This is a genomic window from Sphingomonas colocasiae (assembly GCF_019880585.1).
GTDB lineage: Bacteria > Pseudomonadota > Alphaproteobacteria > Sphingomonadales > Sphingomonadaceae > Sphingobium_A > Sphingobium_A colocasiae.
In genome coordinates this window covers 117,172-142,239 of the sequence record NZ_JAINVV010000010.1, presented here as the reverse complement: position 1 = coordinate 142,239, position 25,068 = coordinate 117,172, and the positions used below count along the sequence as shown (strand labels likewise).

The 25,068-nt window shown below is 63.0% G+C and carries 19 protein-coding genes and 1 pseudogene; 11 read left to right on the top strand and 9 right to left on the bottom strand.

The genetic code is table 11. The annotated features are described in order from the left end of the window. The 3 genes and pseudogenes from K7G82_RS21640 to K7G82_RS21630 all read left to right on the top strand — a co-directional run. Window positions 1–146 (top strand): annotated as a pseudogene (locus K7G82_RS21640) (electron transfer flavoprotein subunit beta/FixA family protein); the annotation flags it as partial. Beyond that, complete coding sequence (locus K7G82_RS21635) at window positions 143–1,072, top strand: electron transfer flavoprotein subunit alpha/FixB family protein (RefSeq protein ID WP_222992029.1); 930 nt, start codon at window positions 143–145, stop codon at window positions 1,070–1,072. The pseudogene K7G82_RS21640 and the gene K7G82_RS21635, both read left to right, overlap by 4 nt. 22 nt (window positions 1,073–1,094) lie before the next feature. Further along, window positions 1,095–2,084 carry a zinc-dependent alcohol dehydrogenase family protein gene (locus K7G82_RS21630; RefSeq protein ID WP_222992028.1) on the top strand — a complete coding sequence of 330 codons (990 nt, stop codon included), beginning with the start codon at window positions 1,095–1,097 and terminating at the stop codon, window positions 2,082–2,084. Here the strand turns inward: K7G82_RS21630 and K7G82_RS21625 are convergent. From K7G82_RS21625 to K7G82_RS21610, 5 genes are all read right to left on the bottom strand, one after another. Beyond that, entirely contained in the window at window positions 2,068–3,255 is a 1,188-nt protein-coding gene (locus K7G82_RS21625; protein ID WP_222992027.1) for an MFS transporter, read from the bottom strand. The two genes, K7G82_RS21630 and K7G82_RS21625, sit on opposite strands and share 17 nt — an antisense overlap. A gap of 71 nt (window positions 3,256–3,326) precedes the next feature. Then, entirely contained in the window at window positions 3,327–4,619 is a 1,293-nt protein-coding gene (locus tag K7G82_RS21620) for an MFS transporter (protein ID WP_222992026.1), read from the bottom strand. A 53-nt stretch (window positions 4,620–4,672) separates the two neighbouring features. Then, window positions 4,673–6,901, bottom strand: coding sequence for a TonB-dependent receptor (locus K7G82_RS21615; RefSeq protein ID WP_246623782.1), 2,229 nt, complete (start codon window positions 6,899–6,901; stop codon window positions 4,673–4,675). Window positions 6,902–6,939: 38 nt separating this feature from the next. After that, entirely contained in the window at window positions 6,940–7,731 is a 792-nt protein-coding gene (locus K7G82_RS29895) for a phytanoyl-CoA dioxygenase family protein (RefSeq protein ID WP_246623775.1), read from the bottom strand. A 111-nt stretch (window positions 7,732–7,842) separates the two neighbouring features. Then, entirely contained in the window at window positions 7,843–8,499 is a 657-nt protein-coding gene (locus K7G82_RS21610; RefSeq protein WP_222992024.1) for a TetR/AcrR family transcriptional regulator, read from the bottom strand. Between the two features lie 152 nt (window positions 8,500–8,651). Here K7G82_RS21610 and K7G82_RS21605 point away from each other — a divergent pair, with 152 nt between their 5' ends. Further along, window positions 8,652–9,743 carry an ecdysteroid 22-kinase family protein gene (locus K7G82_RS21605; protein ID WP_222992023.1) on the top strand — a complete coding sequence of 364 codons (1,092 nt, stop codon included), beginning with the start codon at window positions 8,652–8,654 and terminating at the stop codon, window positions 9,741–9,743. Window positions 9,744–9,758: 15 nt separating this feature from the next. Here the strand turns inward: K7G82_RS21605 and K7G82_RS21600 are convergent, their stop codons facing one another. After that, the gene (locus K7G82_RS21600) at window positions 9,759–10,130 is read right to left on the bottom strand and encodes a nuclear transport factor 2 family protein (RefSeq protein WP_222992022.1); all 372 of its coding nucleotides are present in this window, start codon (window positions 10,128–10,130) and stop codon (window positions 9,759–9,761) included. Window positions 10,131–10,141: 11 nt separating this feature from the next. Beyond that, window positions 10,142–11,011 carry a phytanoyl-CoA dioxygenase family protein gene (locus tag K7G82_RS21595; protein WP_222992021.1) on the bottom strand — a complete coding sequence of 290 codons (870 nt, stop codon included), beginning with the start codon at window positions 11,009–11,011 and terminating at the stop codon, window positions 10,142–10,144. Window positions 11,012–11,559: 548 nt separating this feature from the next. On the opposite strand from K7G82_RS21595, the gene K7G82_RS21590 reads away from it, so the two are divergent. The 5 genes from K7G82_RS21590 to K7G82_RS21570 all read left to right on the top strand — a co-directional run bounded on the left by K7G82_RS21590 (window position 11,560) and on the right by K7G82_RS21570 (window position 19,173). Beyond that, window positions 11,560–12,270 (top strand): RNA polymerase sigma factor, encoded by a 711-nt coding sequence (locus K7G82_RS21590; RefSeq protein WP_222992020.1) that lies wholly within the window; start codon window positions 11,560–11,562, stop codon window positions 12,268–12,270. Beyond that, a complete protein-coding gene (locus K7G82_RS21585) occupies window positions 12,267–13,319 on the top strand; it encodes a FecR family protein (RefSeq protein WP_222992019.1) in 1,053 nt (350 codons plus the stop codon). The genes K7G82_RS21590 and K7G82_RS21585 overlap by 4 nt, the downstream gene beginning before the upstream one ends. Window positions 13,320–13,391: 72 nt before the next feature. Then, window positions 13,392–15,956, top strand: a complete 2,565-nt coding sequence (locus K7G82_RS21580; RefSeq protein WP_222992018.1) for a TonB-dependent receptor — start codon at window positions 13,392–13,394, stop codon at window positions 15,954–15,956. Continuing rightward, window positions 15,950–18,601 carry a S9 family peptidase gene (locus tag K7G82_RS21575; RefSeq protein ID WP_222992017.1) on the top strand — a complete coding sequence of 884 codons (2,652 nt, stop codon included), beginning with the start codon at window positions 15,950–15,952 and terminating at the stop codon, window positions 18,599–18,601. The genes K7G82_RS21580 and K7G82_RS21575 overlap by 7 nt, the downstream gene beginning before the upstream one ends. Before the next feature lie 137 nt (window positions 18,602–18,738). Continuing rightward, window positions 18,739–19,173 (top strand): DUF5681 domain-containing protein, encoded by a 435-nt coding sequence (locus tag K7G82_RS21570; RefSeq protein ID WP_222992016.1) that lies wholly within the window; start codon window positions 18,739–18,741, stop codon window positions 19,171–19,173. Here the strand turns inward: K7G82_RS21570 and K7G82_RS21565 are convergent. Beyond that, a complete protein-coding gene (locus tag K7G82_RS21565; RefSeq protein WP_222992015.1) occupies window positions 19,151–20,749 on the bottom strand; it encodes an alpha-L-fucosidase in 1,599 nt (532 codons plus the stop codon). The genes K7G82_RS21570 and K7G82_RS21565 overlap by 23 nt on opposite strands. 228 nt (window positions 20,750–20,977) lie before the next feature. Between K7G82_RS21565 and K7G82_RS21560 the strand changes: the two genes are divergently transcribed. Then, entirely contained in the window at window positions 20,978–22,093 is a 1,116-nt protein-coding gene (locus K7G82_RS21560) for a mandelate racemase/muconate lactonizing enzyme family protein (RefSeq protein ID WP_222992014.1), read from the top strand. 77 nt (window positions 22,094–22,170) lie between these two features. Here K7G82_RS21560 and K7G82_RS21555 read toward each other — a convergent pair whose 3' ends face one another. Next, complete coding sequence (locus tag K7G82_RS21555; RefSeq protein ID WP_246623774.1) at window positions 22,171–23,259, bottom strand: alpha/beta hydrolase; 1,089 nt, start codon at window positions 23,257–23,259, stop codon at window positions 22,171–22,173. 77 nt (window positions 23,260–23,336) lie between these two features. Here K7G82_RS21555 and dld point away from each other — a divergent pair, with 77 nt between their 5' ends. Further along, window positions 23,337–25,031, top strand: coding sequence for a D-lactate dehydrogenase (gene dld, locus K7G82_RS21550; protein WP_222992013.1), 1,695 nt, complete (start codon window positions 23,337–23,339; stop codon window positions 25,029–25,031). The last annotated feature ends 37 nt before the right edge of the window (window positions 25,032–25,068 follow it).

Sequence of the window (25,068 nt, the reverse complement as noted above, 5' to 3'; positions counted from 1 at the left end):
AGACGCCCGCCGATTACGGCGTCGATGTCAGCCCGCGTCTCAAGACGCTGAAGGTTTCCGAACCGCCGGTGCGCAGCGCCGGCATCAAGGTTGCCGATGTCGATGAACTGGTGGCGAAGCTGAAGGCGATGGGAGTGGCGGCATGAGCGTTCTCGTTTGGGTCGAACACGACAACAAGGAACTGAAGGACGCGACGCTCGCGGCCGTCACCGCCGGTACGAAGCTCGGCGATGTCGTCGCGCTCGTCGCCGGCAAGGGCGCGCAGGGCGTCGCCGATGCCGCCGCGAAGATCGCGGGCGTCTCCAAGGTGCTGCTGGCCGACGATGCGGCCTATGAGCATGCGCTGGCCGAGAATGTCGCGCCGCTGGTCGTCGAACTGATGGCGGGCCATGACGCGTTCGTCGCCCCGGCGACGTCGTCGGCGAAGAACATCGCGCCGCGCGTCGCCGCGCTGCTCGACGTCGCGCAGATCTCGGAGATCCTGTCGGTCGAGAGCGCCGACACCTTCACCCGCCCGATCTATGCGGGCAACGCGATCGCGACCGTCCAGTCGGCGGATGCGAAGAAGGTGATCACCGTGCGCGGCACCGCGTTCGAGAAAGCCGCCAAGGACGGTGGTTCGGCTTCGGTCGAGGCCGTCTCCGGCAAGGGCGATGCGGGTCTTTCCAGCTTCGTCGGCGCCGAGATCGCCAAGAGCGAACGTCCGGAACTGACCAGCGCGAAGATCATCGTCTCGGGCGGCCGTGCGCTGCAGAACAGCGAGAACTTCCACACCATCATCGAGCCGCTGGCCGACAAGCTGGGCGCGGGCGTCGGCGCGAGCCGCGCCGCGGTCGATGCAGGCTATGTGCCCAACGACTATCAGGTCGGCCAGACCGGCAAGATCGTGGCACCGGAAGTCTATATCGCGATCGGCATCTCGGGCGCGATCCAGCACCTGGCCGGCATGAAGGACTCCAAGACGATCATCGCGATCAACAAGGACGAGGACGCGCCGATTTTCCAGGTGGCGGACATCGGCCTGGTCGGCGACCTGTTCAAGGTCGTCCCGGAACTCACCGGCAAGCTGTGAAATGACCTAGGAGAGGGTTCTGATGGCGAAGGTTTTTCGATTCCACGAACTTGGCGGCCCCGAGGTTCTGCGCCTAGAGGATATCGAGATTGGTGACCCGGGTCCGGGCGAGGTCAAGCTCAGGATCGAGGCGATCGGCGTCAATCGCGGTGAAGCAGCGATGCGCGGCGGCCACTATATCGTCGCCCCGCCCCTCCCCTCCCGGCTGGGTTCGGAAGCCGCGGCCATCGTCGAAGCGGTCGGCCCCGGTGTAACGCAATGGCAGGCCGGCGACCGCGTCTCCACCTTGCCCGCCCAGCCACTCGAACGCTACAGCACCTATGGCGAGGAAACGCTGTTTCCCGCCGACCGGCTGGTGCGCCGCCCCGACACGCTCGACGCGGTCCAGTCCGCCGCCAGCTGGGTCGCTTTCCTGACGGCCTGGGGCGGGCTGATCGAAGCGGGCGGTCTGCACGCCGAGCAGCCGGTGGTCATCACCGCGGCCTCCAGCAGCGTCGGCATCGCAGCGATCCAGATCGTGCGCACCGCGGGTGCGATCCCCATTGCTACAACGCGGACGGCGGACAAGGCTGGTGCCCTGCTTGCCGCCGGAGCAATCGAAGTGATCGCCACGGATGAGGAAGATGTCGTCGAGCGCATTCGTGCACTGACCGGTGGCAACGGTGCGTCGCTCATCTTCGATCCTGTCGCCGGGCCGCTCGCGGAAAAGCTGTGCGAAGCCCTGGCCGACAACGGCACGCTGATCATCTATGGTGGGCTATCGAAACAGCCAGCGGTGTTTCCGCGCCATCTGATGATCCGAAGCAACCTCGCCATGCGGGGCTTCAACTTCAATCCGATGCTCGTCGATCACGCGCGCCGCGAACGGGCGCTGGCGGCGATCACGCCCTATCTGGCCGACGGAAGCTGGCGGATGCCCATCGCACATCAATTCGCGCTGGCCGACATGGCCGAAGCGCATCGCGCACTGGAGCGCAACGAACATGCCGGCAAGATCATCGTGACTGTCTGATCGCATCCTGCGAGCAAGCGACACTGCGGGCGCGCACCGCCAACGCAAACAGGATCAGCCCGCCGATGACCAGCGCCAGGCTGGTCATCGGCGCACCCTTCGCTCCCGCCTGCGCCACGACGAAGGACGCGAGGAACGGTCCGCCAGCATTGCCCAGCACCTGAACCGATGTCGCCATCATCACGATACGCCCGGTCGGATCGAGCGAGAGCAGGAACGGGATGACGAACGGGATCATGAACATCCAAGCAAAGCCCAGCATCCCGTACGATGCGATATAGATGTCCGGCGTCCGCGCGCCAAACAGTAGCAGTGCGCCGACCCCGCCGGTCAGCAATGTCATGGCGACCACCGCCATCCCGGCGGGAAATCCCCGCGGCATCGACAGCGCGGCCAGGCTTCCCGCCATCTGGCACGCGATCGCGACGACGACCGCGACGCGCACCGTCGCAACACCGAAGCCGCGCTCGCCCGCCATCGGTCCATTATACACCCAGATCGCGGTCATGCCGCCCAGCACCGCCATCACCCCCATCAAGGCGGCGAGCGCGCGACCGCTGCCGAAAGTGCCATTCAGGCCCAGCGGCGGCCTTGCAGCGTCGTCCCGCGTGGGCAGCAATCGGGACAAGATCGCGGCCGCCGCCGCGACCATGCCCAACGCGACATAGCCACCGCCCGCACCGAACGCGGGCAGCACAACAACGCCGAGTACCGAACTGAGCCCAAGCCCGAGTAAAGTCTGCAGGAAGATGTAGGTGCCCGCGACACGCGAGGGATGGGCATCCGACGCGACCACCGAGGTGATGACCCACATCAGCAAACCTGCGCCCAGCCCGGCGAATGCCCGCACTACAATGATCAGTTCATGCAGCACGACTGGAACAGCAAGATGCGAGACGAGCATGAGGCAAGCCCCTGCCGTCGCGACCCTGCGCGGACGATCGAGCCGGAAGAACAACACGAGGATTGCGGAAGACACTGCGATCGCCAGCAACTCGACCGTGGAAATCTGCCCCAGCCGGACAGCGCTGATGACCCCTTCCTCACGCAAAGCGCCCAGAAGCAGGGGCTGCATCGCGGACGTGATTCCGCCCGTCGCCGTAACACACAATGCGATCACAAGACGAAAGCGCCTCTTCTTTTCATCCAAGGCGCGGCGGGAATCAAACATATGTTTTAACTTACCGTCGATGACGGAACATGACTATCGCTTTCACGCCAACCGCTGAGATTGTGCGGCATTCAGCCCGGCTCAACCGTTCCGCGCCTTATGCTGAGCAGACTGAGCCAATAGCAGCTTACAGCCAGCGGAATGACAATCGCCGCCGTCACCAGCAAACCACTTTCCAGCATCGCGCCGGTACCGAGCACGCCGACCATGAGCGGCACGGACAGCGGCCCCAATCCCTGTCCCAGCATGTTCGTCAGGAACAGATAGACCGCGGTCAGCCGCGCCTGCATCCGCGCATCGCCATATCGCTGGATCGCCAACGGCGTCAGCACCCCGAGCGTGGCCACCAGGAAGCTGGCGACCGTAGCGGGCACCAGCAGCGCCCCCGCGCTTTCCCCCAACATGCCGATCATCATCGCGATGCCGCCGCTAGCCGAACCGATCAGCAGGCAGCGCACGAGCCCGTTGCGAAGCCTTTGTGCGACTTGCGGCCAGACAAACACACCGATGATCGCAGCGGCGCCGACGATGAGGCCGAAGGTGATCCCGGCGCTAGCGGCGGGAAATCCATAGCTCCGCACCAGCATGTTCGGTACCCAGGTGACCTGTGCGAACGATACGATCGACGTGAGAGCCACACCCGCGAACAGCGGAATGAAGAAGGTCCAGCGGTCACGCAGATAGGCGAAGAACTGCGCCGCGCTTGCCGCCGGTGCGACCGCACGGCTCTGTCGCAGCGGCTCCGTCACCGTGGTCAGGAACAGAATGCCGAGCAGGATGCCCGGCGCGCCGAGCAGCAGGAAAGTGACCCGCCATGGCGCCATGTCCAGCATCGGCGAGAGCATCGCCGCCAACGCCATTGCGCCGCCTGCCACGACCAGCGACCCCATTCCCATGATGCTGGCGATGCCGGCATAGACGGACATCGGCAGCGCCCGCCGCGTCGCCGGAAACAGATCGAAGATCAGCGACACCGCCGCCGGAGTCAGCACCGCCTCGCCGATCGCCAGCATCGCGCGACACGCCAGCAGCTGCCAATAGGAGGTCGCAAACCCCGATCCGAGCGTGGCCATGCTCCATATGATGATGCCGATCGCAACGATAAGCCGACGCTGCCCCTGATCGATCAGATTAGCCAACGGCAACCCGGCAAAGGCATAGACGAACGCAAATCCGAACCCGATCAACAGGCCGAGCTGGGCGTCGTTCAGATTGAACTCCGCATTCAGCTGATCGACCATCAGGATCGGGATGAACCGGTCGATCATCGACAGCGCATAGGCGAACACGAGCAGGCCGACGACGTACCAAGCCTTTCGCGCCGTCGGGAAATCGGCATCGCTGTCAGTGGTCGCGATCGTCATTGGACTCTCTAGGCAGGCGAGGGCGCGCAGGCCGATCCCCGCACGCCTGGCCGTCAACGGTTGAGCGTGAACTGGATCGCCATGGTACGCGGCGGAGCCAGGGTCGCCATGCTTGCACCGGTGATGAAGGTCGCGACGCGCGCATACGCCACCACCTTGCGGTCAAAGATGTTGCGGCCGATCAGCGAGAGCTTCCAGCGTCCGCTATCCGGCCCGATCGCCAGGCGCGCGTTGAAGCGCACATAGGGATCGGTGCAAGGAACGAGCGCAGACGCCGGGTTGGGGCCGGTGCAGACGTTTCCGGTAAAGGTGCTCCAAACGCGCTGGGACGAAAACTCCGCGCCGAGATTGGCGTCGAGGCTGAAGTCGCCACCGATCGGTGCCGAATAGTCGATATCGGCATTGCCGGTCCATTTCGGCGCGTTGAGCGGCTGCGAACCCTTCACCGGCGCCACGCCCGTCAGGATTTTCGCGTCGCTGTAGGTCACCGATCCGCTGAATCGAAGCGCATCGGTTGCGCGCAGACTGAAATCGAGTTCCGCGCCCCGCGAGCGCACGTCCAGCGGGGTGGTATCGAACACGCCGCCCAGGAAGAGCGCCTGCTGCAGATCGCTGATATCAGTCTGGAACAGGGAGAAATTGAGATGGCTGCGCCCGAAGGACAGCTTGGTGCCCGCCTCGATCGTATCGGCACGCTCCGCCGGATAAGCTGCGGTCGATGCGTTGGTACCCTGTGTCAGATAACCACCGCTCTTGGTTCCGCGCGAAGCCGAAATGTAGAACAGCTTGTCGCTGTCCGGCTTGTATTGCAGGCCCACCGAACCATCGAGCGTCGTCGCGCTGCGACTGAGCGTGGCTGGCGCGAAGCCGGGAAACAGGAAAGCGAGACTGCCCGCCCGAACGATCTCGCGCGAGAGCGTGACCGTGCGATCTTCCTTGTTGAGGCGCAGTCCGAGGCTGGCACTCAACCCGCTCCCGATTTCAAGATTCGCCTGGCCGAATGCTGCATAGTTCTTTGTGTTCTGATCGAAATAGTCGATGTTCTCGCCATTGAGCGTGCTGCCGCCGGGAAGACCGTCAGGTCGAACATCGACCGATCGGATCAGGTCGAAATCCTCATTGAGATAAAACAGACCGGCGACGAAGTTGAACGGATCCTCTGCCGGCGAGCTGATGCGGAGTTCCTGGGTGAACTGGCGGTTGCCGTTATTGAACGGCACCTGTGTCGTGTACATGCCGACAAAGGCGTCTGCGTCCATCTGACGGTTCTGCTGGAACCGCGAATAGGCGGACACGGAGGTAAGCGTATAACCGCCCATATCGTAGTTGACCGTGCCAATCGCACGATGGCCCGTCGTCCGGTCGTAGGTATCGCCGAAGCTGCCGCCGCTGACATGCTGGCGATAATCGAGACCAGGCTGGAACGGCACTCCCGCCAGCGCGGCGCGGCCCGCAGCCACGCCAAGGCTGTCGATCGCCACCTCCTCGCCAACGCCATGCGTATCGGACCGGAACTGTTGATAAAGCAATGTCGCGTCTAGATCGGCGTTGGGTTTCCACACCAGCACCGCGCGACCTGCCAACGCGTCGATGCGTGGCGTACGCGTCCCGAGCGCGACATTGCGGATATAGCCGCGCGTCGCATCGCTCTGACCGGCCAGACGCAGGAACAGCGTATCGCTCAGCGGGATGTCGACACCCGCGTCCAGCTTGAGAGACGAAAACGCCATCTCATAGGTCGCGGTCCCGTTGAACGCCCAATCCTCACCGGGCTTGCGGCTTGTGAGACTGACAGCGCCGAGGCTGGTATTCTTTGCGAGCAACGCAGCCTGGGTGCCCTTGATGATCTCCACGCGTTCGACATCGAACATCGCCTGGTTATATTCCGGCGACCGTCCGGCGTAGGAGCCGTCGATGAACAGGGCTACCGACTGTTCGTAGCCGTCATTGCCCGCACCGGTGCCCAGTCCGCGCACACGGAATGTGAGATTGTTGTTCGCGTTGCGCAGCGCCGTGAAGCCGCTGGTGGCCGAAGTCAGACCTTCGAAGGTGGTGATGCCACTCGCCTGCAACGCGTCGCCGGACAGTGCGGCAACGGAAATGGGAATGTCCTGAACGGATTCCGCGCGCTTGCGCGCCGTCACGACGATTTCATCGGTATAGGTGCGGCTGTCTTCGGCTTCCGCCGCCGATTCCCCTTTCTGCGTTTCACCCGCTCTGGCGGGATCGGCAAAAGACAACAATGCCGCACCGGCCACCGACGTCCACAACAGGTACTTCATCGTCACCCTCCCATTTATGTATATCGAATATCCGTGATTCATCCGGTCTGGGCGCTGCTGGAACGCAGGGTCAGGATCGGAAGGTCGGCAAGGCCCAGCCGCCGCCACAATGATGGCGTGAATTCGGCCTCCATCTCTGGCGGAATGATCCGCGCCCATGGTCGCTGTGGCACGATGAAGGGCCGGACATAATAAGCGAACAGTCCGGTTCGCTCGATGTTTTGTGAAACATTGGCTCCGGTCTGGTGCCAGACCCGTCCGTCCATCACGAAGAACGACCCGGCCCGGCATTCGACAGCCCGTTCATCCGGATAACCGCCCTCGGGCCTCGGGCCTTCGGTGCGATCGTGCGTGCCGGGCACATAGATCGTGCCGCCGTTTTCGAACGTGAAATCGTCGATCGCCCAGCCGACATTCACGCTCATCGGATAAGGCGGCCACGGCGCGGGAAGAAAGCCCTGATCGGCGTGCATATACATGCGCCCGCCGCCCGGCCGCGTGATGTTTCCAGTGAAGTTGGACAAGGCGAAATCATCGCCAAGGCAGTGCGCGACAAGATCTAGAGCCAGCGGATGCTCGGCAAGATCGCGGAAGATGCGATCGCGCAAGATCAGATCCCATAACCGGATGTTGTGATCGTCGGGATCGAAACTGTAGCCGGAGACTTGTCTTCCAGACGCACGGTCGTTGTCGATGGCGAGTTGCACAGCCGCACGCACGGCGGCAAGCCGCTCCGGCGACAGGACATCGGTGACGACCGCAACGCCACTCGCAGCGAGGTCCGCCTTGGCCCGCGCTGCCGCACCTTGATCCGCGACGGCATCAATCATCGCATCCGCTCCCTCCGCCTGCGCCGGAAGGCTGGCTCTTCCGTGACCATCCGCCACGGCAATGTGACGATTCAGGCTAGGACCGTTGACTAATGCGATTGTATTAAATGATCAAGCTCTATTCTCTCGATGCTCGGGAATGGGCGCCTGGAGGATTGCCGACGCCGTTTCGATGATATTCGCTTCCACATCACCGCCGCCCCAAAGCTCGGCGCTTTGCGGGGAGGCTGGCCCGGCCAGATGGGCCTCAAGAATGCTGAGGGTAGACAGCAGATACCAAGAGAAGAAGACCAGTCGTTGCCGCATGATTCCGCTGGGGATGTGTGGCAGCCGCGCGACGATTTCGCGCATCAGGAGGTTGTACGGGCTTTGTTCGGCCAGCAGCATGCCCGCCGCCGATCGATGCTGAACCGCCAGCACGGCGGCGAGGAAGCGCACCACTGTCGGCTGCGGATCGTTGATCGTCGACCAGCGCGTTTCTTCGATGATAATCGTCACGATGTCGCGAACGGTCCAGTCGCCACGCGTTTTGAGTTCGCCCAGCCTGGCACGCCAACGGCCCCGAACCTCGTCGAATATGTCTTGGACCAGTTCCGAAATCAGCCCTTGCTTGGAACCGAAGTGATAGCCGACCGCACTGGCGTTGCGCACGCCTGCGACCTGCATGATCTCACGGATGCCGACCGCCTCTACGCCCTTCTGCGCGATAAGACCGCGCGCGGCGCGTTTCAGGCGCGTTCGGGTATCGACTTGCTGCGCTTTCGACATTCGCATCTCCTTGCCCCTGTGATGATTAGGCGTTCACAGCCGCCAGATGAAGATGGTTCACCCGTAAAAGTATTGCGCATACCATTTAGAACACTTGATTAATGCGAATGCATCACCCATCCATGTGCGAGCCGGGTCAGAAGGAGAGAATCATGTCCGAATCCATGTCGCGATCAACCGTCCCCGGTCTCGCTCTGCCTCGCAGCTTCGAGGAGTTCACACCGGATTGGTTCACCCGTGCGCTCGCGGCACGCTTTCCGGGCGTGGAGGTGACCGAAATCGAGCGCAGCCGTGAACGGGTGGGCACCTCTGCCTCGTGCCAGTTCAGCCTGACTTACGCCAGCCGCGGCGACGCGGGCGATGCACCTTCATCGGTCTACATCAAGGGCGGCTTCACGCCGAAACAGCTCAAGCGTTACTGGACGGTTTTGCAACAGGAGGCGCATTTCTTCCTGGATATGGCGGACGAGATTCCGATGAATATCCCGGATTGCTATTTCGCGGCGACCGACGATGCGCAGCAGGGCATTACGATGCTCGAGGACATGAAGGCCACCCGCGGCGCAAGGTTCGGCAATTGGGGCGCGCTCAATCGCGACGAGGTCGCGGCGTTACTCGAGCAGTTCGCGAGCATGCATGCGCGCTGGGCGGGCGATCCGCGGCTTGGCCCGCTGAAAGGAAACGGCCAAGCGCAGCGCGACTATTTCAAATACCTGATCCGCGAAAGTCATTGGGAGGAGCTGAAACAACGTCAGTTCGGCCACCGACTGGACGCGCTGTTCCCCGATGTGCAGTCGCTGCGTGACGCGCTCGACGCCATGTGGGCGCTAAACGACAGCGAACCGGCGACCCTGTGCCATGGCGACCCCCATGGCGGAAACATGTTCTTCGAGCGCGACGGCACACCGGGCGTACTCGATTTCCAGCTTTATTTCGCAAGTACGCCGATGCACGACGCCTCATGGCTGATCGTCAGCAGCCTGCCGGTCGAGGAACGGCGCAAGGAGGAAGCGCATCTGTTGCGCCATTATCTCGACGCGGCACGCGCGAACGGACTGGAACTGCATGATTTCGATCGGAGCTGGCTGATCTATCGACAGCAGATGGCGCATGCTGTGCTGGGCGGCGCATGCAATCCCCTGGAGGGTGGGCCGCTGTTCATGATCAACAACGCTGGCGAGGTGACGACGATCGCGGCCGAGGATCACGATGTCCTCGACGCGCTGGGAATCGTTAGCGGCTGACCGGCTGCGCGCCGCTCAGGCGGCCCGTGGCTTCAAGCCGACATATTCGTCGATCCGCACGATCCGGCCGTCCCGCACGGCCGCGATCACGCAGAGTGGCGCGCCGCGAAACCGGCGGCCATTGAGGCGCTCGCCGACCAGGCGATGCTGCTGAACGAAACCGGTATCGCTCGACTGGAGTGCAGTCAGCTCGACGGAACAACTTCGCAAAGTCGCGAAGAAAGCGCGCGCCGTCGCCACGCCCTCATCTTTCGATTGCTCGATCTCGTCATGGCTGTGCCAGATGACGGCGTCCTCCGAGTAGAGCGCAGCGAGCAGATCGGCATCCCGCCGCTCCATAGCTTCGCAAAACCGGGCTGCGACGGCCAGCGCCGTTCTGTTCGTCACCACAGCCCCCTTTACATCGCCGGTGATCCGGATGGCGCCTTCTTGCGCGCCACCGCAGCATAGTCGGTTTTCTGCCATAGCGGAGGCAGGCCGTTCACCATGCCGAGCCCCTCGGTATGGTAGCCGAGCAACGTCAACAATGTCTTCGAGGCGGTCTGGACGACAGAGCGATCGAGCGAAAGGAACCAGTTCTCCTGCGTGCGATAGATGTTGCGCGTATAGTTTGCGAACAGCCCGGCGCGGCGCTCTGATTGGGTGACGTTGATTCCTGTCTTGTGCCACAGCCGCCCTTCGAACGCGATCAGCGTGCCCGCCTTCGCGATCAACGGCACGCCCAGATCCTGCTCGTCATCGCGCGGGCTGCGGCCGAGCAGATGGCTTCCTGCGACGAAGTTGGTCGCTCCGTTCTCCGCAGTGAAATCGTCGATCACCCAGGCGCAATTCACACTTTGCGGTTTGTCCCAACGGCCAGGCACGAAAAACTGGTCGGCGTGCATCTGGCTGTCATCGCCGCCTGGCCCCGCGATGTTGGCCGAGAAACTGCTGAGCAGAACCGGCCAGCCGAGCAGCGAGCGCAGCAAGGCAACGACCACGGGATGTTCCGCCAACTGTGCAAACACCGGATCACGGCTCGGCAGATTCCAGATGCGGTGGTTACTGTCGCCATAGTCGAGCGGAAAATCCGGCTCATGCGCATGGAGCGCATCGGTATCAGCCACGCGGTAGATCGCGTTTCGCACGCGCGCAAGCATCTCGCCGTCCAGCGCATCCTCGATGATGCAGATGCCGTGCTGCTTCAAGTCCAGCTCGGCCTTGGCTATATCGGCCGTCGCCGTCGGCAGCCTCGCACCGGCGAGCATCACAGCTTCATCGTCCGTCATTGCCCGCCTTTCCCATTTTCAACCCAGCGCCATAGATGGCAAATCAATACAGTCGCATTAATTCACCAGCGGAGGCTGTGCAAGCCTCATCGATCAGCAAGACGGCGCTTGCTGCCGCAGACATGACAGAAGGATGCGCTGGTGGAATTAGCCAGCACGCAACAGTATCGGGATCGGGCTGCGCGACCGGAACCGGCAATGGGTTGGTGCTCGGCAACTGGATTTCGGGCGATACGATCACCGGCGACAATCACCACGGATGGCCTGCGATCATACGGTGCGGCCATGGACGAGCTCGGCAATCGCGAAAAACAGCACATTGGCCGGCACGCCAACAATCGGGTTGCAAACAGCCATTTACCCCTTGATCTGGGTTGGCACCCGCCGAGTTCACAAACCGCCCCCGCCAGGGGTATATGGACAACGAAGCTAACATATCAGCGCCCTGAAAACGGGGAGCAGGTCACCAGGAACGAGCGACCGTTTATGGGCTCCCGCTGACAAGTACCGAATGAATCCCTGCAGGCCGCATTTCTGCCGGGCGGCTTTTGCCCGATATTCCAGGCGCTGGCCGCCCTTGGGAACTAAAACTTCATCGAAATAATCCGCGCCGCCACATCTTCTGCGTCACCAACCAGCCCCAAAAAACGCCCGAAAAAATCTGCGGCCCCATCGGTTTCAACCGTCTATGGTCTGACGGAGGCTTAATCATCATCGTGGCAACCGAGCATCTCGATGGAAAACAGGACAAAGCGTGCTCGCACGGCGCCGCGGAACTGCTCGCGCGCCGTTATCAGGGCGTGCTGCTCCGCTATTTCGCCCGGCGCGGCTTCACGGTGAGCGAGGCTCAGGACCTGTCTCAGGAAGTATTCGTGCAGCTCACCCGTCCCGAGGTCGTCGAGCGCATCACAGAGCCCGAAGCCTATCTGTTCACGATCGCCGGCAATCTCTGCCATGATCATTATCGGCGAAAGGCCATAAGGCAGGCTCATCCACCCGAGGATTTCTACGAGAATTTCCATTGCTCGGCCGAGTTCGCGCCGGATCGCCTGATCGAGGGCCGTGAAGAACTCGATCTGATTATAAAAATTTTGCGCGAGATGCCCGAGCGGATGCGTAACGTGTTCGTGCTGGCAAGGCTCGAAAACGTTCCGCGTGCCGAAATTGCATTGCGACTGGGCATGTCGAAACGCACGATCGAGCAGGATCTCGCCTTGGCCACCGCCTTTCTCGCCGCGCGCCGGAGACGAGCGACATGACTCGCGTTTTCACCTCCGAAACCAGCAACGAGACGCCGCATGTGATTGCAGCGAAATGGGCGTTGCGTCACGAGGATGGACCGCTCCGCGCCGAAGAGCAGCACGCGTTCGAACAATGGATCGCGGCAGACGCGACCCATGCTCTGGCATGGGAGGATGTAAATTGGGCACTCGACGCGCCAGCGCGCCATGCTGCTTCCCCCGAGCTGCTGGACATCCGTTCGGCTGCACTAACGGCGCGAGCTGTGGAGCCTCGGAGGAGTCCACGATATCTGGCAGTCCTCGCCAGCGTCGCCGCCGCTACAATTATTGCGCTACTGGCTTCGCCGCTCGTCCCCGATAATCCGACGCCGGGCGGCCAGATGGGCGCATCGCCTGAACAAAACGGCGCGGTCTACAGAACCGCGATCGGCGAACGCTCCAGCATCACCCTTCCCGACGGGTCGGTGGTGACGCTCGATACCGACAGCGAACTGCACGTCGACTTTAATGGGCATAGGCGCGGGCTCAATCTGGTGCGCGGTCAGGCGCTGTTCGAGGTCGCCAAAGCCACCCGACCCTTTGTGGTCAATGCCCGTGGCAGGATGATCACGGCGCTCGGCACGCGGTTCAATGTTCGGATCGACGGACCGAAAGTCCGGGTCGCATTGCTCCATGGCCTGGTACGGGTGGATGCTGCAATGCAGCCCACCGGTAAGGGGAAATCCGCGCGGATGCCGGAGACGGTGATGCGTGCCGGCGAGATCATGGAGGCAAGCGACACGCGGCAGTCGGTAGCGGTGGCGCCCAACGTCGAACAAGCCGCAAGCTGGAAGACGGGACAGCTCGTCTTCAACGACACGCCGCTCGCCTCGGCGGTCGCGGAGATCAATCGTTACACGGTCCAGCCTATCGCGATCGCGGACGTCGCGGTGGAAAATTACCGGATCAGCGGGGTTTTCCGGTCCGCTGACCCTCGACAGTTCGCGGTTTCGATGACGGAAATCCTGCCGGTCCGTGTTCACTTTCGCGAGGACGGCACGGCGGTCCTGCGCGCACGGACCCCGTGAGAAAAAATCTGCGGACTTCGAATTCTCGTCCGTCCCTGAGCTGCGATCCAACATGATCGAACGAGGGGGAATATGACCAGAAGCAACTATACGGGTGCTGCATGCGCGCTGGCACTGGCGATCACAATGTCCGCGCCGGCATGGGCGCAGCCCGCGCCGCTGGTGCGGTTTGATATCCCCGCGCAGGAGCTGGGCACTGCGCTGACCCAGCTTGCGCAGCAGAGCGGTCGCCGGATCCATTTCTCTAGCGAAGTGACCCGGGGCCGCCGCGCTCTGGCGTTGAAAGCTGAACTCAGTGTCGAAGCGGCGCTGGAGACGCTGCTGCGCGGGAGCGGCCTCGGTCACCGCACGGGTTCCGACGGCGCGATCATCGTTGAGAGGCGCACAACACATGTCGAGACCGACCTGTCAGATGTAACTGTCTCGGAAGGGGCCGATATTCTCGTTACCGGGAGCCGCATCAGGGGCGCCGTTACTGCCTCGCCAACGACCGTCATCACTGCCGAGCAGATCCGTCAAGAGGGCCGGGCCGACCTGGGCGCTGTGATCCGCGACCTGTCGCAGAACTTCAACGGCGGTCAGAATCCGGGTGTGTTTCTTGGGGGGCCGAATGGCGCGAACCAGAATATCGGCGGCGGTTCGGCTATCAACTTGCGCGGCTTGGGGCCGGATGCGTCGCTGACCCTAATGAACGGCAAGCGACTGACCTACTCCGGGTTTTCCAATGCGATCGACATTTCGGCGATCCCGGTGGCCGCGGTGGAGCGGATGGAGATCGTGACGGATGGCGCCTCGGCCATCTACGGTTCTGACGCCGTCGCCGGAGTGGCGAACGTCATCCTGCGCCGCGACTATAGCGGCGTTACAACCGCGATCCGAGGCGGCACGACGACACGGGGCGGCGGATCCGAATATCAGGTGAGCGTGACCGCCGGCAGCGCATGGCTGAGCGGCGGCTTTCTGCTGGCCTATAACCGCGGCAAGACCGACCCGATCTATGCCCGGCAGCGTAATTTCGTCGTGGGGTTTGCGGACCCAACGACGTTGTTGCAGCAATCCAACCACGACAGCGTCCTCTTCAGCGGTCACCAGGCTATGGGCGAGGCCGTGGTTGTGAGCGTCGACGCCTACTACAACCGCCGTGACAGCGGGAGTCTCCGCAGGATCGGCACCGAGCTGACCAATAGCCCGACCAACGTACAGACAACCCTGATTTCGCCCGCAATCGACTTGGACCTTTCCGGCGGATGGACGGGGCGGATCCACGGCACGTACGGGCACGACGAGAACAGCTACAAGACTATAATCACCGACGCCGTTACCGGTCAGTCAATCTACAACTCTTCGGGCTGTTACTGTACGGACACCCGTACAGCTGAGATCGGCGTAGAGGGGCCGCTGATCGAGCTACCGGGCGGCGCGCTGCGGATCGCGGCGGGCGGCGGCTATCGACACAACTCCCTGTTCGTTCGCCGGCCTGGAAATTCGAATCCGGCCGGCGGCAGCACCGCTAGCAGCTTTGCCTACGGCGAGTTGAGTATCCCCTTCGTGTCGCCCGCGATGAACGTTGCAGCCATTCACCGCCTCAGCCTGACGGGCGCATTGCGATATGAGAAATATCGCCTGATCGGCGGCGAACTCACTCCGAAGCTGGGGTTGGTCTATGAGCCGACGCCGGACGTCGCGCTGCAGGGATCGTGGGGCCGCTCATTCAAGGCGGCGGGCCTCCTGCAACAATTCCAGCGGGCTTATGCCGAACTCGCCACCGCACGTATTCTGGGCGGAACAGGCTATCCCACGGGCAGTGACGCGCTATTCTATGTGGGCCCTTCGCTCGACCTCAGTCCCGAACGCGCTGAAACCTTTACCGTGACGCTGAGGCTCCACCCGCGGATGGTATCCGGTTTCAACCTGGAACTGAGCTATTTCAACGTTAATTACACCGATCGGGTGGTTTCGCCGGTCAACAATATCTTCGCGGCGCTCAGTAATCCCGCCTATGCACCTTTCGTGACCTATGCGCCGACGAGCGCGCAGGTTGCGGCGGTGCTGGCGGCGACCGGGGCGCGGTTCACCAACAGTACCGGCCGCGATCCCTATGCCGCAGTAGCGATAGTCGACAACAGTCTGACCAACGCTTCCGCTGACAAGGTGTCGGGTTTCGATCTCAACGGAAGTTATCGCTTTGATTTTGTCGGCGGCCAGCTGGAACTGCGCGGCTCGGGAAGCTGGCTGAGCGGTACGCGAACCGTGCTTAAAGGCGGGCCGCCCGTCGACACGGTCGGTATCATCTACAATCCGACCAAATTCCGCGGTCGCGCGGGTCTGGTATGGGAAAATGACGGCTTCGGCCTGTCGGCCTTCTTCAATCACACCGGCGCAGTGTTCGCCAATTATTTCGCGGCTCAACAGATAACAACGGATGCCTTCAACACAGTCGATCTCAATCTTCGCTACGCCGTCGGCGAACGTCGCGGACTGCTGTCGAACCTCGAATTCGCGGTGACGGTGGACAATGCGCTAGATACGCCGCCACCGTTGTTCGCGGCTTCGATCGCCAACCGTCCCAACTATGATTCGACCAATTATTCGGTGATCGGACGCCGGATTTCCTTCTCGGTAACGAAGACATGGTGAGGCGGACAACTGCCGCGCGTCGCCACAGGCCGTTCACCGTCAGGACGGGCTTCGCGCTCGGCATGGTGGCCGGAACCGCGATACTGATCTCCGGCGCGTCGCTGCGGGCGGCAGAGGTACGGTCACCGGCCTCCGGGCCGGCGGCGCAACCAACCCCGGCCTCGACCGGCGACAAGCGGCCTTATTCGCTTGACGACATGCTGCAACTGGAGCGCGTGAACGAAGCAATCAGCGACCCGACGGGCCGGTGGCTAGTCTGGGAACAGGCGCCGCCCTATGACAGCGTGCGCGATTACAGCGGCGACGACCAGTACGGCACGCGGGGCAACCGGCTGATGGCGATCGACACGCTGAACCCGCACGCCGCGCCAATACAGCTCGGCGAAGACGATGGCGCGGACAGTCGCTGGCTGGAAAGCTTTTCGCCCGATGGACGCTATCTCGCCTATCACCGCACGACCGCGGGCGCCTATTCCATGGGCGTTTATGATTTCGAGACCGGCAAGACATCGAACTTCGACGCCGCGCCCTACCTCAGAAACTTCTCGGGAACGCCAGCGGTCTGGGTTTCGCCGCAAGCTTTCGTTTTTCCCGCCTTCACGGCGGGGCATCAGCCGATCGAGGCGATGCGCCGCACGACTGGCAAGTCGCTGTGGCGGGACTGGAACACGGCGTGGAGCGGCGGGCTTTCGGTCAGCGAGGTTGAGAGCCACGCCACGAGCCGCAGCGAACGGCCGCTGGATGGCCGCCTGATGAAGGTCGATCTCGCCACTGGCACGATGTCGACGCTGTCGAACGCGCTATACCATTCGATTGCGGTGTCGCACGACGGTCGCTTTGTGGCCGCGCTTCGCCAGTTCGCGAAGGTTCAGTCAGACCCGGGTGTCGCCGATCTGGACTGGGTCACCTCACGATCGAAGCTGGAAATCATCGACCTGCGAACCGGCGCCGTGATGGATCCCGCCCCGACAAAGGACGTATATCCCAACACGTTGCAATGGGCGCAGGATCGCAATCGCCTGGCGTTCTTCGGTTGGACCATGGGTGCCGGCGTGCGCAGCGGTATGTTCCACGATGTCGATGTCGCGCGTAACTCGGTGCGCGCGCTGCCACACCGGGGACTCGATCTCGCCAGCGAACGCGAGCGCGGCATTTTCCAGAAGCCCGAGCGCGCGGTATGGATTCGCGACCGGCTGGCGGTGTTTGCCCGCGCGCTCGCCGATCCCGCCGCCAACCCGACCTTCACCTATCGGGGACCGGCGCTGGACAACGTGGCAAATCCTCCCGCGCGGGCCGACTGGTATCTGCTCGACGCCAGCGGCCGCCACGACAATCTAACGCAATCGCTCCCGGTCGCCAGCGCGCTTCCCATCGACTCGGACGGCCGCTCTATGGCCGTCCTCGCCGGCGGGCGGATATGGCGCGTTACTCCCGGCCGCGACGCGACCCCGCTAACCAATGCGGCGGACGGGCCGTTGGAGCTGACGACCGCCCAGGCCTATGAATCCTATCATCCGCCCTACGCCCGATTCGCACAATTCATGGTCCGGCGTCGCGAAGGGTTCCGCGTGCTGTCGCTCGATCTCGCGAACGGCCGGCAAACTTACGCGGATTTTCCGTCGCGGTCGTCGCAATTGCTGGCGATGAGCGGTGCGAGCGGTCAAGGTCTGTTCGTGACTACCAGCGAGGACGGCACGCTCGTCCAGACCCGCAGGAGCGGAGAGCCGACGCAAGACGTCACCAGCATCAACGACAATTTGAAGCAGATCGACCAGACCCACTTCACCACCCTTCGCTATGCGATGGACACGTCATTGGGGCGTCGCGAAATCACCTCCTGCATGATCCTGCCGTCTGGTTACAAGCCCGGCAAACGGTACCCTGTCGTGGTAGACATCTATCCGGGCGTCCTCGGCCGGTGTGACGAGCCCATCAGCCAACAGTACAACCGGCTGGGATCATCCTCCACGCTCGATTGGCACCTTCTCGCAGCGCGCGGCTACATCGTCCTGAAGCCGAACACGTCGCATTTTCTGACCAACCGGCCGCCCAATCCGATGGGTGGAATGCCGGATGCCGTCGACGCCAGTCTCGACGCCCTGATAGCGCAGGGTTACGCCGACCCGCACCGGATTGGCCTGATCGGCGTCAGCCAAGGCGGCTACGCCTCGCTTTGGCTCGCGACGCAGATGCGGCGGTTCAAGGCGGTCGTGTCGCTTAACGGTTGGTCGGACATGTACAGCCACCGGTTCGACGGGATCATCCACCGCCGCTATTATGCCGACCGCCTGCCGTTCAAAGGCGAGAGCATGCGTTACGAGGCCAACGGCATCGACAGCGACACAGGTACTGGCGTCAGCATCTGGGACAATCCCGACGCATATGTGCGCAACAGTCCGCTTTTCAACGCTCGCGAGATCACGGCACCGGTCATGCTGATCCATTCCGACATGGATGTGTTCAACATGAATCAGTACGACATGATGTTCACCGCCCTTTACGAGCAAAAGAAGGAAGCGCGCTATCTGCGGTACGCCGGAGAGGGGCATACGCCGTCCAGTCCGGGCAATGTCCGGCACATGTGGGGCAGCATCTTCGAGTGGTTCGATCGTTATCTGGCGGATCCCGCAAAGCCCTTAGACTGACCGATACGAACTGGCTGATTAACAGCGCTATGCTATCGCTTCGGACACTCTGAAGACTCGCGTTCTCACCAAGGCGCAACTGATCGAGCGTCTCACTTTCCGCGATATTCCGACCTGCCCACCGTCGAGGAGCGCTGATGATGGAAGGGGATGCCAAGAGCGGTCAGTTCGCGCCCGGACACAAGCGGAGCAAAGGACGTTCAAAGAGCGCCAAGAATGTCCGCACGATCGCACGCGAAGTGTTTTTCGAGCGAATGCCCTATCGCAAGAATGGCAAGTCGATCAAGTTCGAGGCGCTCAAGATCATGTCGCTGAGGATGCGCGCGGCCGCCCTCAACGGCGACAGGCACGCGACGATGAACGTCGTGTCCATCCTCTTACCCTTCGAGCCGCCCGAGCAGGAGGCGGCCCCAGCGGAACTGACCGAGGCCAAGCAGCAGGTGCTGAGCAATTTTCTTGCGATGCAGGAGATGCTTTTGCCGGGAGGTTCGAAACGAGCGAGATCAATCATCGGCGGATTACGACGCTTTGATCGGGCGTCACGAAGGTTCAGAGTGCGCGCGCCTTCGTAGCCGTTCGGCCATGGTCGCGGACAAGACGTTTCACCTCCCGCAACACCGGCATCGCCTGCGGGCCGAAGCTGCCGTCCTGGAAGATCCCCACACCCAGCGTCACCGGCACCTGCTCGGCCTGACTGGCGATGATGAAATCGGCAAGTTCCTTCGCTTTGAAGCGCGGTACCGGCATGGGCGTGTCCTGCTTGATGTGCAGCCAGTCCGCATCGAAGCGCAGCGCGACATGCCCCTGCAGGCCCTTGGCCACGCCCCTCGCGATATAGCGGCCACCATAGGATTTCACCGGCAGGTCGGTCAGTTCTCCCGCGAAATAGTCCTGCCACTCGGTCTCATGCGGGAACACCCAGTTGTTCCAGGCGACCAGACGATCGGGATAGCCGGTCTTGACCGCGTCATTGATCGCCTCGAACGGCAGGTTCGGAAAACACTCCGTCGCTTCGAAGGTGGAATCGAACCAATATCCCGCGACACGGCTGCCATATCGCGCGCCGAACTCACGGAAGACGTCGATCAGATGGTTTGCGTAATCCTCTTCATTATAGGCGGGGATTCCGTTCACCGTACCCGGATTGAGCGCCATCCCACCCACGCCCGGCGGGTTCATGTAGAGCATCAGGCGGATACCGCGCCGGCCCAGCGCATCGGCGAGCTCACTGATGAGATCACGTTTTGTCGTCCAGCCGGGATGTAGTTTTTCCCAGGCCTTGATCGGCGCCGGGCAAGTCGGATTACCGTGATTGACCGTCCAGATCATGTATCTGGCGCCGGTTTCGGTCACCATGCCGACCAGCTTTTCCACATCAAGCCGGTTGACGGCCTCCTCATAGGGAATGCGCGGACCGCTGGGCGGCATGGTGAGATCGAGGAAGTGGAACCACACGCCATAACCCGCACGCGCGAACCAATCGGTATTCGCACGCCTGGATCGGGCGCGGCTCTTGTCCGCCTCGATCGCTGCGCGCGCGCCCACCGGCGTCACCTCGACCGAACGCAGGCGGAGAACTTCCCGCCCCTTCCCGGCCTTCTCACCCATCACGCGCAGGCGGACGACGTTCACGCCGCGCACCAGATCGAATTCGGTCGGGACGGGCACCCGCGCGAAATTGTAGAACTCCTTCAGCCGAAAGAAGCTCTCGCCGCTGGGGTCGCCGGGGTCCTCGGCCGGCCCTTCGGGATGCGGATGGAAATAGCCCTCCGTCACCGGCACCGCGAAATCCACCTCGGTCCTTCCGGCCTTGATCTTCACCGGTAATCCTGCCCTGGTCGTGGAGCAGCACAAGGCGATGTCATAGCGGCCAGCCTCGGGAACGGTCACGGTCCAGGTGATCTCACCCGGCCCCAGAAAAGGCATCATCGTGCCGATCTCCGCGGTCGCGAAGCGAATATCGCCGAGCCGGCCCAGCGCCTTCACCGGATAAAGCCGGATCGTGGGATTGAACCCGGTGATCGAGACCGGACCTTGCGCGCCGGACACGGCCTCGCTCGCCGCGGATACAGTTCGGGCGGAGACCGGCAGGCTTGCGGCGGAAATCGCGGTCAGGCCGCCGCGCAGGAATTCCTTACGATTCATCATCGACCTTGTCCCTCTCCAAACATGCCGAACCGCCCCGCGCCTGGTCTCAAGCGTCATCACGCCGGCGCCGGATCGTTGCCGTCGAACGCGCGCCGCGTCGGGTGGCTGGCCTTGTCGTGAAGTGTCACTGATGATATGACGTGTCAATAATGAAACATCGCAGGTCGCGCGCCAAGGGGTGCGGCCGCTCTCGCCACCAGGTCCCGGCGGCGACCGGAAGGGGATGCCATGCGAATTCAGTCCGTTGAGCCATTTATTCTCCACGCGCCGATCGCGCGCGGCGCGATCTCGGATTCGACCAATAGCATTTCGCATTGGGGTATTGTGGGCGCGCGCATCACCACCAGCGACGGGCTGACGGGATATGGCTTCACCGGCACGCATGCGCATCTGGCTTCGGACCGATTGATCACAGCCTGTATCCGCGACTGTTATGCGCCGCTGCTCGAAGGCGAAGACGCGATGGATGGCGAGCGGCTCTGGCTGAAGCTCGCGCGCTATCCGCCGATCCAATGGGTTGGGCGCGCGGGCATCGTTCATCTGGCGCTGGCGGCGCTCGATATCGCCCTGTGGGACCTCCGCGCGAAACGGGCCGGGATGCCGCTGTGGAAGATGCTGGGCGGCGCGACGAGCGCGCGGCTGGAGGCCTATAATACCGATGTCGGCTGGCTCTCCATCACCAGGGACAAACTCGTGAGCGGTTGCGCCAAGGCGGTGGAGGAGGACGGTTTCAAGCGGATCAAACTCAAAGTGGGGCACGCCGAACCGATGATCGACATCGGGCGCATCGAAGCGGTCCGCGCGCGACTGGGCGACACTGTCACCATCGCGGTCGATGCCAACGGCAAATGGGACCTGCCAACCTGCAAGCGGTTTTGCGGGCGCGCGCAAGGCCTCGACATAGTCTGGATCGAAGAGCCGATGTGGTACGATGACGTACACGCGCACGCCGAGCTCGCGGCATCCGCGTCAGTGCCGATCGCACTTGGCGAACAGCTTTATACGGCGGACGCTTTCCAGACATTTCTGGACATGGACGCGGTCCATTATGTTCAGCCGGATGTGACGCGCCTTGGCGGCATCACCGAATATATCCGCGTCGCGGATGCCGCGCATGGCCGTCGTCGGCCCGTGGTCGCGCATGTCGGCGACATGGGGCAGGTCCATGTCCATCTTTCGTTCTGGCACCCGGCCACGACGATGCTCGAATATATCCCCTGGATACGCGACTGCTTCGCCGAACCCATCCTGGTCACGGACGGCGCCTATGCGCTCCCGGAAACGCCGGGGGCCGGATGCACGCCGACGGAACAGGCGCTGCGGGACTATGCGCAGCCGCTCTGAACGGGCGGCGTGCAGCGGGATCGGCGGTTTTCAGAATCGCGGAAACCGTTGCCGGATGAGCGGTCGGCGAAGCCGCGTCACAGCCGCTTCCCAAGCCTTCGGTCGAAAAAGCGCACGATGACCGAATAGACCTCTTTGGACTCCGGAAGGTCCGGATCCATATGGAATGCATGCGGCAGGCCTTCCCATATATGCAGCTCGGCCTCGACCTTCCGCGCGACCAGGCGGGAATGCGTGTAGACGGTCGAGCTCAGCGCGAAATCGCGGGTGCTCGATACCAGCAAGGTCGGAGGGAATCTGGCCAGCAATGCATCGGAGCGCGCCGGAAAGGCCATTGGATCGCTTGCGCTCGTCCCCTTGAAATAGGGGTTGGTCGCGATGGTGTGTTGCGAGGTGTCATGGACGAACCGCGAAGAGTCGCCCTCCGTCCAGTACACTCCGCCCTCGCACAACATACCGATCGCCGCCGGCAGCGGCAGCCGCTCCTCGATCAACCGCGCGACACTTTGCGCGGTCAGCAGCCCGCCAGCCGAACATCCATAGATTCCGATGTCGCCCGGCGAATATTCCTTGAGCAGTTCGCGATAGACCGCGACGACGTCAACACTGGCGGCGGGAAAGGTGAAATCCGGCCCCTGACGATAGTCGATGCTGATAACCTTGATCCGGCCCAACGCGGCGATCGGCATCGATTCGACCCTGCTCAGGGTCCGCGCTCCACCAAGGAAAGCGCCGCCGTGCAGATTGATCAGCACGCGCGTGCGGTTCTTCGCGGTGACGCCGTTTCCCGGCGTGAAAGTCTCGACCGGAACACCGCCGATCGACCGCTGGTCGATCACGACATCGTACAGCGCCTTCAATCGGGCATAGGCTGGCGATTCATAAAAGGCTTCCGCCTCGCAGGCGCGGATTTCGGGTATCCGGGCCGACGGCGCGCCGGCCATCGACGGACAGGTGCGTGGCGCCCCGCCGGGCATGGACGCCGGCGGCGGATTGCGTTGGCGATCGAGCTGAGCCCGTGTCTCCGCGCTCAGCAGCGCCGATTCGGGAATCGAGATCGCCGGCACGTGCACGGTACCGTCGGAGCCGACGGTCTGTGCTCCCGCCGCTGCCCCGAGCATCGCGCACATCACCAGCATCGCCCGCGCCGATCGAAGCTCCGCCATTATCCGTCCCCCATCTTTTGTATTCCATTAGTAGGATATCATTCTATATATGACACGCAAGTGAAAGAGAGAGGATGATGGCGACCAGCAATGGACAGGCGAACGCCCTCGCCGACGCGCTGTCCGGAATCGTCGGGCGCGGGCATTTGCTGACCCGCGCCGCCGCGACCCGTTTCTATCGTACCGGATTTCGCGCCGGCGTCGGCGACGCGCTGGCGGTCGTCAGGCCAGGCTCGCTGGTCGAGCTGTGGCGCTGCCTTGAGCTGTGCGTCCGATCCGACGTCGCGATCATCATGCAGGCGGCCAATACCGGCCTCACCGGCGGCTCTACCCCGGCGCCCGGCGGTTATGACCGGCCGGCGGTCGTCATCAGCACACGACGCCTCAAGGGCATAGTTCCAATCGACGATGGGCGACAAGTCGTGTGCCTGCCGGGCGCGACACTGCACGAACTCGAGCGGGTGCTGCATCCGCTCGGACGGGAGCCGCACTCGACGATCGGATCATCCTGTTTCGGCGCTTCGGTGGTCGGCGGCGTCTGCAACAATTCGGGTGGATCGCTGGTGCGGCGCGGCACCGCCTTCACCGAATATGCGCTGTTCGCGCGCTCGACCGGGAATGGCGGGATCGAACTCGTCAATCACCTCGGCATCGATCTGGGAGAGGATGCCGTGACGATGCTCGAACGGCTGGAGACAGGTGCGTTCGACCCGGCGACCGTTCGGGAAGACGGCCGATCCGCGAGCGACACGGGCTATGCGGCGCGCGTTCGCGACATCGAGGCCGCGACCCCGGCCCGGCACAATGCCGATCCGCGATGCCTGCACGAAGCCTCTGGATCGGCGGGCAAGCTCGCCATATTCGCCGTGCGCCTCGATACATTCGAGGCCGAGACCGACACGCGCACCTTCTATATCGGCTGCAACGATCCAGCCGCGCTGGGGGCGCTGCGCCGCCACATCCTGAGCGATTGCGCAATGCTGCCGATCGCGGCCGAGTATCTGCACCGGGAGGCGTTCGACCTCGCGGATACCTATGGCAAGGATCAGTTCCTGCTCATCGAACGGATCGGCACCGATCGTTTGCCAAGGTTCTTCGCGATCAAGAACCGGGTCGACGGGTGGCTGCCGGCCAATCTGGCCGACCGCCTGCTGCATGCCGCCGGAAAACTGATGCGCGATCACCTGCCCGCGCGACTGCGCCACTGGCGCGACCGCTTCGAGCATCACCTGCTGCTCAAAGTGTCGGCGGAGGCGGTGCCGGAGATACGCGCGCTGCTCGGCGACTGGGCTGCCACGGCCGATGGTGACAGTTTCGAATGCACGCCCGAAGAAAGCGCGAAAGCGTTTCTGCACCGGTTCGTGATCGCCGGCGCCGCGATCCGCTATCAGGCGGTCAATGCAAAGCGGGTCGCGGGAGGCCTCTCGCTCGATATCGCGCTACGGCGCAACGACGATCAATGGTTCGAGACATTGCCCCCCGATATCGAGCGCCAGATCGTGCATCGCATCTATTATGGCCACTTCCTGTGCCACGTCCTGCATCAGGACTATGTCCTGGCGAAGGGCGCGGATCCCGCCGCGATCAAGGCGGCGATGCTGACGGGGCTCGATGCGCGCGGCGCGCGCTACCCGGCCGAACACAATGTCGGCCATGCGTATGACGCCGCGCCCGAGCTCGCGCGCTTCTACCGCTCGCTCGACCCCGCGAACCTGTTCAACCCCGGCATCGGCCGCACATCGCGGTTGAGGAACCACGGCGAGTCTCGCTGATCGCACCAGCTTTCATCCACCAGTCTTGCAACGGAGA

Bases quoted from the DNA above. Each gene is read 5' to 3' on its own strand.
- K7G82_RS21635 (WP_222992029.1), top strand. From the start codon at position 143: ATGAGCGTTCTCGTTTGGGTCGAACACGACAACAAGGAACTGAAGGAC.
- K7G82_RS21630 (WP_222992028.1), top strand. From the start codon at position 1,095: ATGGCGAAGGTTTTTCGATTCCACGAACTTGGCGGCCCCGAGGTTCTG.
- K7G82_RS21625 (WP_222992027.1), bottom strand. From the start codon at position 3,255: ATGTTTGATTCCCGCCGCGCCTTGGATGAAAAGAAGAGGCGCTTTCGT.
- K7G82_RS21620 (WP_222992026.1), bottom strand. From the start codon at position 4,619: ATGACGATCGCGACCACTGACAGCGATGCCGATTTCCCGACGGCGCGA.
- K7G82_RS21615 (WP_246623782.1), bottom strand. From the start codon at position 6,901: ATGAAGTACCTGTTGTGGACGTCGGTGGCCGGTGCGGCATTGTTGTCT.
- K7G82_RS29895 (WP_246623775.1), bottom strand. From the start codon at position 7,731: ATGATTGATGCCGTCGCGGATCAAGGTGCGGCAGCGCGGGCCAAGGCG.
- K7G82_RS21610 (WP_222992024.1), bottom strand. From the start codon at position 8,499: ATGTCGAAAGCGCAGCAAGTCGATACCCGAACGCGCCTGAAACGCGCC.
- K7G82_RS21605 (WP_222992023.1), top strand. From the start codon at position 8,652: ATGTCCGAATCCATGTCGCGATCAACCGTCCCCGGTCTCGCTCTGCCT.
- K7G82_RS21595 (WP_222992021.1), bottom strand. From the start codon at position 11,011: ATGACGGACGATGAAGCTGTGATGCTCGCCGGTGCGAGGCTGCCGACG.
- K7G82_RS21585 (WP_222992019.1), top strand. From the start codon at position 12,267: ATGACTCGCGTTTTCACCTCCGAAACCAGCAACGAGACGCCGCATGTG.
- K7G82_RS21580 (WP_222992018.1), top strand. From the start codon at position 13,392: ATGACCAGAAGCAACTATACGGGTGCTGCATGCGCGCTGGCACTGGCG.
- K7G82_RS21575 (WP_222992017.1), top strand. From the start codon at position 15,950: ATGGTGAGGCGGACAACTGCCGCGCGTCGCCACAGGCCGTTCACCGTC.
- K7G82_RS21570 (WP_222992016.1), top strand. From the start codon at position 18,739: ATGATGGAAGGGGATGCCAAGAGCGGTCAGTTCGCGCCCGGACACAAG.
- K7G82_RS21565 (WP_222992015.1), bottom strand. From the start codon at position 20,749: ATGATGAATCGTAAGGAATTCCTGCGCGGCGGCCTGACCGCGATTTCC.
- K7G82_RS21560 (WP_222992014.1), top strand. From the start codon at position 20,978: ATGCGAATTCAGTCCGTTGAGCCATTTATTCTCCACGCGCCGATCGCG.
- K7G82_RS21555 (WP_246623774.1), bottom strand. From the start codon at position 23,259: ATGGCGGAGCTTCGATCGGCGCGGGCGATGCTGGTGATGTGCGCGATG.
- dld (WP_222992013.1), top strand. From the start codon at position 23,337: ATGGCGACCAGCAATGGACAGGCGAACGCCCTCGCCGACGCGCTGTCC.